5 protein-coding genes are annotated in these 14877 nt (G+C 65.8%); all 5 read right to left on the bottom strand.

What is annotated here, in order from left to right; all coding sequences use genetic code 11:
• The coding region (locus tag IG178_RS10835) for a cadherin-like beta sandwich domain-containing protein (RefSeq protein ID WP_193212566.1) at nt 1-1649 on the bottom strand (1649 nt) is incomplete at its 3' end.
• A 4-nt stretch (nt 1650-1653) separates the two neighbouring features.
• The gene (locus tag IG178_RS10830) at nt 1654-2841 is read right to left on the bottom strand and encodes a hypothetical protein (protein ID WP_193212565.1); all 1188 of its coding nucleotides are present in this window, start codon (nt 2839-2841) and stop codon (nt 1654-1656) included.
• Nucleotides 2842-3144: 303 nt separating this feature from the next.
• The gene (locus IG178_RS10825) at nt 3145-5205 is read right to left on the bottom strand and encodes an adenylate/guanylate cyclase domain-containing protein (RefSeq protein WP_193212564.1); all 2061 of its coding nucleotides are present in this window, start codon (nt 5203-5205) and stop codon (nt 3145-3147) included.
• Between the two features lie 14 nt (nt 5206-5219).
• Nucleotides 5220-8852, bottom strand: a complete 3633-nt coding sequence (locus tag IG178_RS10820; protein WP_193212563.1) for a TonB-dependent receptor domain-containing protein — start codon at nt 8850-8852, stop codon at nt 5220-5222.
• A 304-nt stretch (nt 8853-9156) separates the two neighbouring features.
• Nucleotides 9157-14850, bottom strand: a complete 5694-nt coding sequence (locus tag IG178_RS10815) for a lamin tail domain-containing protein (protein WP_193212562.1) — start codon at nt 14848-14850, stop codon at nt 9157-9159.
• Nucleotides 14851-14877: the final 27 nt, after the last annotated feature.

Genomic DNA, 14877 nt, shown 5'->3' with positions numbered 1-14877 from the left:
ACATCGTCGCCGGCAGCGCTGCCGGCCGAGTTGCTCGCCACGAGCCGGTAGTGGTAGGTCGCATTGGGGATCAATGCCACGTTCGGCGCCTGGATGCCGACGATGCCGAAGCCGGCGGGAATCGACTGCACCGCCGTTGACTGGCCGTAAGCCGTGGTCAGGCCGAACTCGAAATAAGCCGACGCTTTCACGCCGTTCGGATTCACCGCGCCGATCAGGGTGGCGGAGGAGGCCGTCACGACCGACGGGGCTCCGGTCGCCGCAACCGGCGGATTCGGCGGGGTGGTGAACTGGAGCGGGCTTCCGTAAATCGTGCCCGCCGCATTGGTGAGAACCGCGCGGAAATGATAGGCCGTGGCGCCTTCCAGACCGGCGATGCTGGCCGCGAAAGTGCGCGTGGTATTGCCCGAAACATCCCGGTCAGGCGTCCGGCTGCCAAACGCGGGCGAGGTCCCGTATTCGAAATAAACCGTCGAAACCCCGTTCGGGTTGACCGTGCCGTTGAGGGTCGCCCGGGAGGCATCGATGACCACCGCGGGGGTGGTCGCCACCACCGCCGCCGAGGCGCGGCTGACATTGACGGTGTAAGTCCGGGTGGTCACGCCGTCCTCGGCGCGGACCAAGGTCGTGATCAGGTTCGGCCCGACCGCCAGTGCGATCGGATTGCTGGCACTGCCCGAGACGACGGAAGCGCCATTGACCGTCACCATAGCACCCACGCCCGCCACCGTCGGCGTCACGGTGACGGTGGTGACCGTGTTGGCGACGGTGGTCGAATAGTTGCCGGTGAGGGGATTGAAAGCCGGGGAAAGGTTCGTGGAACCGACGCTGAGGCTGGCGAGGGTCGCATTCGACGATGGCGGCGGGGTGACGACGAGGAGACCACCGCTGCCGGTGATCGCCCCGCTGCTGTTCGAGGCGTCGTAAAGTCCGTCCGGCATCGGGCTGCCGGCGACCACCAGCGAGGCCACCGTGTCGGCCCCGGCAAAACCGAGATCGAGCACCGCGCCCGCCTCGATGGTCACCACGGACTTTTCGTTTCCGGTGTTGGCCTGGGCGAGATGAAGGACCCCGGATGTCACCGTGGTCGCACCTCGATAGCTGTTGGCACCGGTCAGGAAGAGATCGCCGCTGCCCGCCATCGTTAGGCCGCCATTGCCGGTGACCGCGCCGGAAATCGTCACCGGTCCCGCGCCCGTGCCGCCAAAGGTCAGGTCCGACTGCAGGCTGAGCGGCGTCTGCACCGCAACCGCGGCTGCGCCATCCTGCTCGATCCGCGGCAGCGCGGCGCCATGGGTCGCGAACTGGAGTCCGCTGCCCGCCAGGGTCAGTTCCGACCCGCCGAGGTGGAGCACGTTCAGCAGGAAGCCGGCATTCAGGTTCTGGGTCGCCGTGAAGGATCCGGGCACCTCGAATCCGATGGTGTAGGTGGCTGAACCCGACGCCAGCGGCGCGGTGCCGTCGGTCTGGTCGTTGACCCATTTGGCCGCATCGCTCCAGTCGCCCGGAACGGCATCAGCCCAGTTGAACTGCGTCGCTTCCTCCGCGACCGCCGGCCCTCGCAACAAGATCAGGATGGCGAGAATTGCCGTCCAACAAGCTTTGGACGGATACACACCTTTGACACGGATCGGGGAGGGTCGGGCCATGGCGCTAATCGTTTGGGGGTGAATTGCCGTCGCGGGTGCCAACAAAGCCATCGAGCCGCGACACCATCGCGAGGAGATGATCCCGAACCGGGAGGAAGGCCGGATCATCGGTCCAGCCGGAGATCACCCGCAGCGCATCGCGGTCATGGGCGGCAAGCTCGTCGCCAGGCAAGGCCGACTCCGTGGTGAGGAGGTTGTTCGAGACGAAGCGGTTGTTGTTCGGGTAGACCCCGGAGAATGCCCGCAACTCGGTCGGCGTGCGGGCGGGGTCGAGCAGCCACTCTTTCACCAACGCCTGCTGGGCGGGATCCCTCAGGTCCGCGCGGGCAAACTGCTGGGCGACCATCTCCGGACGGCTCTCCTGCAGGTTCCGGTCCGACGAAAGCCGCGACAGCACGTCCACCGGCTGGCGCTGGACCAAGCGGTCAAGGGTGAGGAATCCGGCGTGGGCGAGATCGCGGCGATCCTTGCGCTGGATCAGTCGGGAAATCAGCGGCGTGCTTTCGGTCGCCTCGATCTCGACCAGCACGTCAAAGGCGTTGAGATAGCCGATCGATGGATCCGCCTGCCAAGCCGGGTGAGTGATCAGCTCTTCGGTCTTCGCACGGAGAAAACCCGCGTCCTCCGGTGATTCCCCGCGCGCGACATTGCGCAAGCAAAGCGCCCACTCGTCCGCGGTGGTCGCCGTGGCGAGAACCTCCCGCCCCACCGCGGCGGCGGCGGCGGGATCGATGGAGTAAAGCGCATCGAGCAGAAAGGTCCGGAAACTCGGCCAGCCCACTACCGAACCGTCGCGCCCGATCTCGAACTCCAACCCGGTGCTGCGATCATCACCGTGGCCGAGGAATCCGCGGATGAGTTCGACCGCTTCTTCCCGCGGCAGCTCGTCGAGTGCCGTGCGGAGCGACTTCAGGTCACTTCGGACCTTGGACGCGTCGGTGGCATCCGCGAGCGCCAGGAATGCGCTTTCCAAGGCATCTCCCGTCGAATGGTCCGGGTCGCCTTGAGGACTCGCGAGGGAAGTGTCATCTCCGGCCGGAGCAAGCGCAGACGCAGGGCTGTCCCTTGATGTCCTGCTTCCGAACCAAGCCACGGTTAGCAGGGCAACGATGGCGATGAGTATCTTGAGGCCGCGCATGGCGAGATACGGGGGATCAATGGCCGCGCCCAAGGGACGGGTGATGTCGGGCATTCACCGGGAAACCCTGAACCGATCCCGGGCGGGAGGTCTCAGGGTCGAGCATCATGCGACTCGCCTTCGCCGGTCTTGATGGCGGGAATGGCGGCGCGGCGGACCGATCCAGGGATCGAATCGTCGGAAGCGGGAGTGGTGCCTTCATCGGCGCGGGGGAGGCCGTTTTCTTGTGAGGGGGGAAGCAGCCGGACTCCGGGATCTCCGGCGAGATCCAAGCGCCCAACATGAAACACGCGACTTTCCCTCAATGCACCTGTCTTACAAGCTCCAAATCACTGATTCCCAATCATTAACATAAACTTACTTTTCCGTCATCTCAACATATCCGTCGCGAACGGGATCGCCCGAATCCAAGCGCTGGAGGAAGAACCGGCTGGATCCGTCCTCGCCGTGTCTCTCCGCGACGACCTGCTGGAACAACTCGCGCGCCCGGCCCGGGTCGTTCGCCTGGAGGGCGGCCTGGGCCTGGTCGTACGTGCCGACCCACCCCGGCCGCGGGCCGTCGGCGCTCTGTCCCAGAAGCTCGTGGATGACGGTGGCCTCGCGGCGACCCTTGACCTTGAACCAACCTACCATCCGGGTGTGGAACTCGTCACCGATCCGCTCGCGGACCTCACCGCTGACCAAGATCTTCGTCCCCAGCATCTTGTTGAGTGACTCCAGCCGCGCGGCGAGGTTCACGGGATCGCCGATCAGGGTGTAATCGACGCGCCGCGAGCTGCCGATATTGCCGGCCACCAGCTCGCCGAAGTGAACCCCGATGCGGGTGCCGAGGGTGGTCCCGTGGATGTCCAGGCTGGCATCGCGGGAAAGCTTCCACGCGGCGCGAGCCGCCTTGAGCGCGGCATCGGGCTCCGGGAGTGGCGCGCCCCACACCGCCAGGATCGCGTCGCCGATGAATTTGATGACCACCCCGTCGTGATCGAAGATATGGCAGGTGGTCCGCTCGAAATAGTCGTTGAGCGTGGCGACGATCTTCTCGGGATCGCCGACGCGCTCGCACATGTCGGTGAAGTTCGCCAGGTCGGTGAAGACCACCGCGGCCTCGACCTTCTCGCCCCCGGTTTTCATCCGGAAGCCCTGCGCCTTGAGCTGGTCGAGCATTTCCGGCGAGACGTATTTGGCGAAGGCCTCGCGAAGCTGCCGTTGCTCCTCGCTGAGTTTCACCCGGAAGAAGCGCTCGACGTAGAAATGCGCGGCGGTTCCCCACACGAATGCCACCGGGATCTGCACGAAGGCGACCACGCTCCACGGAAACCACAGCCGCATGGCATGCATCGTCCAGATCCCGAGCCCCGCCATCAGCAGGATGCCGAGGATCGCGACCGCCAAGCCGTGAAGCGGCCGGAGCCGGGTGAAGGCGACGCCCGCGAGCAGCCCCGCGGCCACGACCAGCCACCGGTCGTGGCGCGGTTCAGAACGGACCAGCCAGTCCCCGTGGAGCAGGTTGGCCAATCCGGTCGCCTGGATCTCGACGCCGCTCGTCAGCGGCAATTCGCCGCGGATGTCGAAGCGATGGTAGGGCGTCGAGAACAGGTCGAGGCCCGCCGCCGCGCCGACGATGCCCGGCTTGGCACCGACCACGACCACCTTGTCTCGGAGCAGCGCCGGAGCCGGGGCGATCAAAAGATCGGAAGCACTCAGCGAGCGGATCGCCGGATGATCGGGATCGGGCGGCCCGGCGTAGTTGAGCCAGCGCTGGCGGAGCCGTTCCCCCTCCTCCAGCGGCGCCCCGAGACCGACCGCCGCCTTCCACGTCATGGTCGCCTCGTCGCGGCTGCCGGTCGTGAGCTCACGGACAGTGAAGCGCTTGTCATGAATCAAGGTGACCAACCCGAAGTCGTCCGCGGCGGCGAGCAGTTCGTCGGTCGGGGGAATCAGTTGTTCGCCGCTGACTCCGGTCTGCTTGATCGTCTGGCGGCCGCAGGCCAGCAGGACCTGCCGGCGGGGCAAGCCCTCCACCGGCTGCCAGTTTTCGTCCACCCCGCGGAACCGCAAGATCGCCGCGGCAAATTCGCGGTCGACCTCGGGCTCTTCCGAGGCCCGGTCGAAGATCAGGTCGTAGACCACGGCCCGCGCCCCGGATGCGTTCAAGGCATCGAGCAGCTTCGCCTGCGCCCGCCGGTCCACGAACCGGCCGTCGAGCTCGTCGATGTAGACGATGCAAACGTCGTCCGCTGCGGCCGCGTGGTGATAGCGGAAGGGAATGTCGTAGCTGAGCGTCCGGATCGATCCGCCGAGCCGGAACAGACAGAGGAGGCCGGCCAGGAGGGTGAGCGCCACTCCCACCAGCGCCGTCATCAAACGCGTGCGCCCCTCGGTCATCCACGTCCCCTTCAACCGGGCCTGCTGGTCGGGCATCGTCACCAGGCTTGTTAGAAGCTGTAGCGGATCCGGATCACCGCGGTGCGGTCGCGGACGATCTCCGACCGCGGGTTAAGCGCGCTCAGCCGGTAGTCCGTGTCACCGATGTTAAGAACCCCGGCGGTGATCTCACATTGGTTCTGGTTGAAGCGATAACCGGCGAGCGCATTGAACTGCCAGAAAGAGTCGCCCGATCGCAGCGGCAGCCGCGAGGGGTCGTCCTCGAGGTCCTGCGAATAGTAGTTGGCCTCCACCCGGGCGAAGAATCCGCAGGGCGAATTCCAGTTCGCGTTGAACATCACTTCGGTCAACGTCGCCTCGTCCTTCACCCGGGCGAAGGGGGCGACCGCCACCGGCAGTTCAGGCAAGACGGTCTCCAGCTCCGAGCGGGTGAGCCGCAAGCCGGCACCGACCGAAAACTGGTTCCCGAGCAGCTGGTTGAGATACAGCGAAAGCGATTGCTCGCGATAGTCGAGGTGCTCCGGCGTGCCGTCGGCGAAATAAGCCGGCGTCGACGGGAAAACGCCGGTGTCGTAGCCGGTGAAGATCCCCCGGGTGCGGTCGACCTCCTGCTCGATCACGTTCACCGCCGCGCCCCACCAGGTCCGGGTGGACAGGCTGCCGTCCGCGCTGAGCCCCCAGATCCGGAACTCAGGCGCCTCCACCGATCCGGCGATCGATTCCGAAATGACGGTTCGATAGGCTTGGTTGAATCCGGCGAGCTGGACCGGTTCAAGGCGAACGCTTTCGTCGTAAGTCACGCCGCCAAGGCCCTCGGTGTAGACACCGCGCAGCCTGAACCGCCGCGACGGCGTGTAGGAGAACCCAATCTTCCCGGAAAACTCCTCGTCGTCGCGCTGGAGGTTGTTGGCAGGCGGATTGCGGAAATTGTCGGGATGCTCGATGTGATCCCAAGCCGCGCCGCCGATCAGGGTCAGGCAAGGAAGAACGTCCCAATAGTCGTAGGCGTAGAGGCTCATCCGCTGGAAATCGACCGACGTGTGCTGCTTCACCGCGGGCGTGGAGAAGCCGCCGGTGAAGTTCGGCCGCTCCGCGTACATGAGCGTGTCGGTTTCGAAGGTCCCCGACTGCCAGCGGGCGCCGGCGATCAGGAGATTGCGATCGGTCTGCAGGATGTGCTGCAACTCCGCGGTATCGATCTCGAAGTCGCGTCTCGACTGGAACGCGAAGGGAGCCCCCGAGACGCTCTGCACGTCGCCGCGGCCGAGGTAGGGCTGGATCGCCCGCAACAGGTCGCCGGAGTAGACCAGCGACTCGCCGTCGGGACCGATCCCGACCGATCCATTCAACGACGGGTCGGTGAACCCGTCGATGCCGCCGTTGTTCTCGATGAATCCGGGCCGCAGTCCGTCGGCATCGCGCTCGACCAGGAGCTGGGTCGCCGCCGGGTTGCGCAGGACCTGCTCCGCGCTGAGCCTGCCCCCGAGGAACAAGGTGTTGGACCCCGGAGCCCAGCGGTGGTTCCAGCCCGCCAGCAAGAGTCCGGGCTCCTGGTTCTCGTTGAAGTCGAGGCCCGGCTCAAGCGGACGGTTGTCGTAGGTCTCGAAATTGTCGCCGGAGTGCTGGTCCTGCCATTTCCCCAGGAAATAGAAGGTGTCGTCCGGGGTCACCTGCCACTTGAACTGTCCGTACAACTCCTGGAGGGACGATTCTGAGTTCGGCCGGTCGCCGTTGTCGTAGCCGTAGTAGGCATCGATCCCGAACTCGAAATTGCCCGAACTCCCGAACAAGGAGGCGGCGGTCCGCGACTCGCCGTCGCTGCGCAGCTCACTGATGATGCTGCCGCCGAGCCCGTCGGACTCGAGCAACTTGGAATACTCCTGCTGCGAGACGAACTGCGACAAGGGCCCGCCGCCCACCGGTCCCAGCAGGTTGGCCAGCAACAGCTCGTTGAACCAGGGGGTCTCGTAGCGGAGATTGATGCGCTTGGGATCGCGCAGGGCGTCGAACGAGTTGGCGAGGAACAGGTGGGCCGAGGGGTTGGTGTAGTCGTTTTCCACCGCGAAGGTGGCCTCGCGGACCGCGACCTCCTGCATCCCCGCCGCCTGATAGATCCGGGCCAGGTTCGCGCCTCGCACCGCCCGGTCCTGGTCGAGCAGGAACTTCGACCGGTAGACTCGGCGGTTGTCATTGAGGTCGATCGAGCGCTCGAGGTCGGCGATCGACTCGTTGATGCGGTTCCCCTGCTGCAGCTCGAGGGCCGAATACAACCAGGGCGTCGGGTCGTTCGGATCGAGCTGCCGGGCGAGATCGAGGTCCTTGCGGGCCTCCACCGGCCGGCCTTCCATGCTGAGCGCCTTGCCGAGATAGCTGTGGAAGATCGACACCGTCGGTTCGACCGTCGCGGCCGTCTGCAGGTCCGCGCGCCCTCCGGCCAGGTCACCCTTGCGGGTCTTTGTCAGCCCCAGGCCGAGCCAGGCGTTGCCCAGCGACCCGTCGAGCCGGACTGCTTCCTCGAACGACCCGCGGGCGTCGTCGATCCGGTTCTCCGCGCTGAGGATGAATCCCTGCAGCGCGTGGGCACGGGCATTGCGCGGCGTGAAGCCGAGTCCCGCGGCCAGCGCCTCGCGGGCCTCCCGCGTGCGGCCGAACGAAAACTCGAGCTCCGCGAGACGGGTCCAGGCGTAGCCGTTTTGCGGTGCCTTCTCCGTTGCAATCCTTGCCCCATCCCGCGCCCCGGCCAGGTCCGACCGCGACTGGCGGTAGTAACTTTCCGCGATGGCTTCGCCGGCGGTGCCCAGGTTCCCGTCGGGCCACGGTTCGCGTTCCTGATACTTCACGGCGGCAACCATCCGCTCGATCGCGCGGCGGCCGGGGTCGCCCGCCGGCACACCCGCCAAGGCCGGCCCGGCCTCGTCGAGGCGACCGACCGCCAGCAACACCGCCGCCCGGTAGAGGCGGTCACCCCGTCCTGCGGGGGCATCGACCGGGTAGGCTTCCATCGCTGCCAGGAGGTCGCCCTCCCGGTACGCCGCCAGAGACTTCGCCGCTGCCTTGCGCCCGGAAGCGGACATTCCCAATTCCTCCGGATCCAGTACGGCCGGATAGTAGAGAGCCCATTGCAACAGGTTCGTCGCCTCGATCACCGCGGTCCGCACGGGTGCCCGGCCCGGGGCTGCCTCACCGGCTTCCCCCGCGCCCAGCAGCAGCTTTCCTTGCGCGTTCTCCAGTTCGACTTGGCCCTCCAGCACCTGGAAGCGCGAAGTCCCGTCGGCGGCGACCTCGACGTGGAGCTGGGTGCCGCGCATGGCGCCATTGGCCGCGGGGGTCTTGATGTCGATCTCGCCGTTCTTCTCGCGGCTGAAGATGAAGGCCGACCCGCCTCCCACCCCCAGCCTCGCCTTCGACTCGTCGAACAAGCCCGGGGTGATCTCGACCGTGGTGAACTGCTCCAGCCGCATCGTGTAGAGATCGGTCAGGCGCAAGGTGGCCCGGCTCCGCTGCCGGGTCCGGATGCGGTCGCCGACCGACAAAACCTGCTCTTTGGCGGCGGCAGCCCATGTCCCCTGCGCCCCCTTGGCCGACTGCACGATGTTCTCGACCTCGAGCACCTTGGCGTCTTCACCCGGAGCGACGCCAGCCAACGCGAGGCACCACCATCCGACAGCGAGACACCTTTTCATGGCCGGCAAGGTTTGGTGAGGGGGCTGCAGCGGCAACGGGAAGCGCGGACGAATCCGCGTCCGGCCTGGAAACACAGGACAACCGGGGGTGCGCTGGGCATGACCGTGGGGAGGGAGATGTTTCCCGACGAAAGCAGGGGCTGCCATCGCCCCCCTTCCACCGGAATACAAAACGTTCTCTGGCACCTATGCCACGCCCCACCAAGTAACAAGCCGAAAAGGGGTGCGTCCTGCCATGCGTCGATTGTCCGCATCCTTGAATGTCAACTCCCCCGTGGCGCGTGCCTCGGGGACTTGCCCTTCATCAGTTCCCGAACGCGAAGCGCGCGAAGTGGCGGGACGCGTTCGCGGGCGGAACGACCCGGAAGGTCAGGCGGTCCTTCTCGGGAATTCCCCCCAACCTGGCATTCCCGGCCAGCACCGCCGCCGGATCCACGGTCCACTCCGTCATGTCGTCCGATACTTCCACGATCACGCTTGCGCCCTCGGCCGCCGCACGACGCGTGACGGACATGAGGAAGCTGCCATCGGGTTCCATCTGGAAGGTGGGCCTCAGGTCCTGCTCCCGGACCTGGGGATCGCCGCCCAGGAAGTATTCCTCGCGCGTGGTGAACCCGTCGCCATCGAGATCCTCGTCGTCACCGTGGTTCCCGTTCGCCGCTTTCCAGCTCGCGTAGGACTCCGTGTCCGCAAGGCCCGGGGTTCCCCCGTCGGCGACTCTGCTCGCCCGCCAGCTTAGCGGACTGTTGTGATCCGGTTGGCCGAAGGGATCCACCAGCACCAGCGAGTAGCCATCGCCGTCGGCCTCGACCGGCCACGGCGGGGCATCGTCGTAGGTGAACGACTGGATGACTCCCCCGTCGGCACGCCGCAACTCCAGTAACTCTCCGGCATTGTCCAGGCTGTTGGGGAAGATCGCGGCCACCGGCCGGCCGGGTCCGAACTTCGACTCGAAGGCCAAGCTGTCCTTGACCACCAGGATCCGCCCACCCGGCGCGAGCAAGGTCCCGCCGGGGAATGTCGCGGTGATCCCGCTGCTGAAGGTCACGTTGCTGAGGTCGAGGGTCACCGAGGCGGAGACATTCATCAGCTCGACATACTCGGTCGCCTCGTCGCTTCCCGGAGGGTTGTAGTAGATCTCCGACACGACCAGGGTGGAGGAGTCGGGCGGCTCGATGCCGCCGGTGTTCGTCACCGTGATCCCGTCCGTTCCGAGCGTCGCACCGGTCCCGTCGACGGCCTCCAGTGAAATCACGTTGGGCCCGGCCGCGAGCGGCACGGCAATCTGCCAGGTCGACTGCGAGGTCCAGGTCACTTCCAAGGGCAGGGCCGATCCGGCAAGCCGGATGCCTTTGATATCGATCCAGCCCTGTCCTTCCAGGATCACCGGACTGGCGGAGGTCGAGAAGTTCGCACCACCGTTGGTGGTGATCGCGAATGCGACCGGTGGGATCGAGCCGTTGATCGACGAGAGGATGAAGTTCGACCGGTTGCCGATGTAGCTCAGGTGACCCGCGAAGTCCTCGCCCGGCAAGAGGCTGCCATAGTGGGCGGCCCAGGAGGACATGTAGGAGGTGTTGAAAACCGTGGTGCAGATCTCGTGCAGGTGACCGAGGTAGGCCCGCTTCCTAACCGGGTTCACGATCAGCTTCTGCAGCTCCGAGTTCTCGAAAATCGATCGATTGGTGCTGAATGCATAGTCCATGTCGTGCGGAAAAAACAGCATGCGACCGTCGGGCCGGGCGTAGAAGATCCCGTTGTGGTTCGAGTTGTCGAAGAAGGAGTCCCCCGCCCCGCTGGCGCATGCGTAGGCAGTGGCACGGAGCCACTGGTCGATGTCGAGGATGTCGTCCAAGCCGTCCTCGAAGGCTGCTCCCGTTTTGTCGAAATGCTGCGCCAGCGCGATCAGCCGGGAGTAGTCGTCGACGTCCTCGTTGTTCTCGAGCAGGAAGTTCCATCGGTAGCTTTCCTTGTCGTTGCCGAGGTTGGTCAGGTCGACCCCGACCACATCGTCCGGCTGGGGCAGCTTGTAACCGTTGGCATCGGTTGTCAGCGGGTAGTAGATCAACTCATACTCATAGGCGGTGCCGTCGCTGCCGTTTTCGAACTGGGAATCGAGTAAGACATCGTTGAAGCGGGCCATCTGCAGGATCGCGTGGCTGGTGTGGGCGGGGTCCGGCGCGATGACCTGGCAGAGGTCGTTGTACTCCGCCGGCACACCACCGCTGGCATACATCATGTGATCGTAGAGGATCTCCTGGCATCCGGTAACCTGGCCATCCGAGCGGTCGATCGCCACGGTCTTGTGAACGCCGCGGAAAAGCTGGTCGTCGTTGAAGCCAAGGTTGAATCCCACCCGCGCCGCGGAAGGACGGCCGCGCTGGCTGCTCTTCAACCGGACCCCGACGTCGTAGTAGATCTCCCGTTCACCGTAGATCACCGTGCAGCCAAGGCGCTCGTTGCTCATCAGGTTGTTGGTCTGGTAGAGCAAGTTTTCGTCGGCCGGATCCATGACGATGCGGACGTTCTGCAGCCCGTTGGTGGCGGCGAGACCGTCATCCACCTGATAGAGGGCATGCGACGCCGCCCCCCCGGCGGGAAAGTACGAGACTGCCGGTGCCGGTGCCCCGTCCGAGGCCTCGACATGAAACCGGACCACGTCGGCCGCTCCCTGCCCGGGAATGGCGGCGCTGAAAGTGGATCCCGAAGCGTCGGGAGCCATCGCCAGCGAGATGAAGGATGCACCGTTGAGCGAGTAATGGAGCACCAAGGGCCCGAGTCCGTCCGGATCGGAAACATGGGCCGTCACCGTCACGGCTTCGCCCGGCGCCGGCACGGCGGGCACGTGCGTGAATGCATGGAAGACCGGACCCAGGTTCGGAACCGAAGTCGAATTGGCGACACCCGGCGTCCCGGGTGCATCGCTTCGCATGAGCTCGGTGGTCCGTGCGACGCGATTGAAATAGAGGCGGGTATTGAGGCGGTTCGACCCGCCGAGCCAGCGCGCCCGGAAGCGGACCTCGTATTCCCGCCCGTTCACCACCGACCGCCCCCCGGCGAGCGTGGTCTCGACGTGGTTGTGCATGTGCTCGGTCGGTCCGCGGGCGCTGAGATGAAGCACCGTGTTGCCCGGGCTGTCCGGATCCGGAACAAGTTCCGCATGGCGGTGGTTGCCGAGGAAGCGCCAACCCGACAGGCCGGATTCGAAGTCGCCGTTGGAAATCATCGCCACCGCCGAACTGTCGGGATTCTCGATGACCTCGATGTCATCGATCAGGACATCGCCGCTGTCCAGCAGGCCGAAAATAAACTCCCGCCACTGGCCGTCCGGCCCGGTGCTGGAGGCCGCGGTGGCGCGGTAGCTGCAGTTCTGCCAGCTTCGCCGCGCGCTTTCGTCACTGGCGGTCCAGGATTCCGGCAACGAGTTGTCGGCCCGCGCGTCACGCAACTCGAGCGAAGATCCCTTGCCATCCGCGCCACCCGGCCAGCGACCGCCATCCAGGTAACCGACCTCGTCCGCCGGGTTGCCAAAGGAATCCAGCAGCGCGATCTTCTCCCCACTTCCCGCGAGATTCCCCGACCAAGGCCCAAGCACCAACACTCCGGGCTCGACGGTCAAATTCGCCGGATCCTTCGCCACGACGAGATAGCCACCGGGCGCGATCGTGGTGCCGAGGGGAAAGGTGAACCCGATTCCCGATGCGAAACTCCAGCCGCCGACATCCACCGCCGACGCCCCGCGGTTGAACAACTCGATCCATTGCCGGTCGGAACTTTGCGGACTGACCTCCGGCGGGTGGTAGCAGATCTCGTTGATGACGATGTCCTGCTGGAGCGCGAATGCGTTCGCGCTTCCCGGCGTCGATGTCGAGACGGCAAGCCAGCGCTCCGGCCACGCCTCCGAGCGGCCGCGCGCGACCGCGTCGGCGAGCTGAGCGTCCACTGGATCCCCGCCCGGCGACCGGAGCACCACCTTGTCACCTGCGGCCGGCCGGAAGCCGAGTTGCTCCTCGGTGAAATGAAGTACTCCCCCGGGCGGGATGACCGCCGACGGCAGCGAAGAGCCGGCCGCAGCAGCGATGCCAAGGGTGAAACCATCGGTCGATGACGGCCCGGCCGTCGGGTTGACGACCTCGATGAAGAACGGAGATTCGCTCGACCCCGCGATCTCGTTGATCTCCAGCGCGGGGGGCAGGTCGGGATCCGGAAGCATCTCCAAGGCCCTCAGCCCGGCGGAGAAATAGGCACTGTCGTCGGATGCCCCGGTATGCACGGACACGGCGAGCACGTTGGTACCATTGACCAGTGCGGCAGAAGGAACCTCCTGGAATCCTTGCTGCAAAGGAGGATCCACACCGGACAGCGCCGAAGTCGAATGCCCGGGCGTACCGGCCGGCAGGTTGTCGCGGAGAATCTCCGTTCCGTTGAGATAGAAGACCGCCCCGTCGGCGATGGATCGCTTCAGTTCCAGCGTCGTCCGCGCCGGATCGCCGGAATAGGTGAAGGACTTCCTGAAATAGGCGGTGGACGCATTGGCCGAAAGTTCGGTCCGAGCCGTGGTGTCGGGAAAGGCGGTGTCGAGGCCATAGCGGCCCTCGAGATAGGCGCCGACCGATTGGAAATCGGCATCGCTCAGCTCGTTGCGGTAGATCAACAACTCGGCGATGTCGCCGTTGAAGCCGCCGGTCGACTCCGAGTGATGGCGTCCGACGACGATCGGCTGCGGGGTCAGGTTCGCCCCGCTGTCCGTCGCGGTTCCTTCCATGACCCCGTCGACCCAGATCTCGAAGCGGCTCAGCGAGGGATTGCGCCGCACCGCGACGATCTGGAATTGGCTGGTCGAAATCGACGTGGTGGAAACCGGCCCGCCGAGCCCGGTGTTGTTGTCGAAGCGTTTCTGAAAGCCGTAGCGGCCGTTCACCGCCTTGAGCGAGACCAGCGGACTATCGACCACCGCGTCGCGGTCGAAGATGTAATCGCCGCTACCGTCGCCAACACCCCCGCTGTCCGGTGTGGCATTGGCGCGACAGACGACGAAGTAAACGAAGCCCGAGGTCGGGCTGATCCCCGGCGTCGCGGAAGTACGAAACTGATCGTTGCCATCAAAGTCCACCGCCGCTTCTCCGGAAGGCGTGGCATTCATCTCCAGCTGGGGATTGCTGCCCGCAGCCGCGTCCTGGGAAACCCCGTCACCGGTGGCAGAGTCGAGCCAGGGACTGAAAGTGCCACCGTCGGCGACGCCGGTGACGTCCCCTGCCCGGAAGCGCACGACCAGATCCGAGGTGACCCCCAGGCTCGACGTCACCGAAGGCGAGGCGAAGGGACCCGACCCCTCGCTCCACCCTCCATCGTTGTAAGATGGGTTCATCCACGTACCGGCAGGGGCAAGGGTGCCGTCGCGGTAGCGCCAGGTGTCCCCGGGGTCGGCGAGCGCATGGACGACCGGCTGGTTCGCCGGCATGAAATTGATCCCGGACGGGGTGCCCCCCTGCCCGAGGCTTGCACGCCAGTTCGCGGGATCGGCCGCCGCCAAGCCGGGTTGACGCTTGGCCAACGAGGCGCCCGCCCCGTCGGCCTCCACCGGCCACTCGCCGTGATCGCCATACTCGAGCCGGTCCATCAGCCGGCCGGACGAACTGACCAGATCGATGGTTTCGCCACTGTTCGAAAGGTTGCCATCGAAGGGTCCCAGCACACCGGGAACGCCCGCCAACGACGCGTGACCCGGAAGCTTCGCGATGGTGAGGTAGCCACCACCGGCGATCACGGTCCCGGCCGGAAAGTCATAAGAGATGCCATCGGCGAGCGACCATCCGGAGAGGTCGACATTCACCGCCATCTGGTTGTGCAGCTCGATCCATTCGCCGTCCTGCCCGAGCGCCGGGTTGTAGTGGATCTCGTTGAACGTGACGACGGCGTCGGGCGCGTCCGCCAGCAACGGGCCGGCGGCCAGCAGGAAAACGAGGGGAAAGGTTCGGGGCGATGCCGGGAACAACATGAAAATTCGGGGGATGCAGGGGCAAAG

Source organism: Neoluteolibacter marinus, from assembly GCF_014904755.1.
GTDB classification, from domain to species: Bacteria; Verrucomicrobiota; Verrucomicrobiia; order Verrucomicrobiales; family Akkermansiaceae; genus Haloferula; species Haloferula marina.
The sequence above is the reverse complement of the archived record's forward strand: the minus strand, read 5'-3'. Positions and strand labels throughout refer to the sequence as shown.

Excerpts from the sequence above, each read along its gene's own strand:
- IG178_RS10830 (WP_193212565.1), bottom strand. The coding sequence starts at position 2,841 with ATGCCCGACATCACCCGTCCCTTGGGCGCGGCCATTGATCCCCCGTAT.
- IG178_RS10825 (WP_193212564.1), bottom strand. The coding sequence starts at position 5,205 with ATGCCCGACCAGCAGGCCCGGTTGAAGGGGACGTGGATGACCGAGGGG.
- IG178_RS10820 (WP_193212563.1), bottom strand. The coding sequence starts at position 8,852 with ATGAAAAGGTGTCTCGCTGTCGGATGGTGGTGCCTCGCGTTGGCTGGC.
- IG178_RS10815 (WP_193212562.1), bottom strand. The coding sequence starts at position 14,850 with ATGTTGTTCCCGGCATCGCCCCGAACCTTTCCCCTCGTTTTCCTGCTG.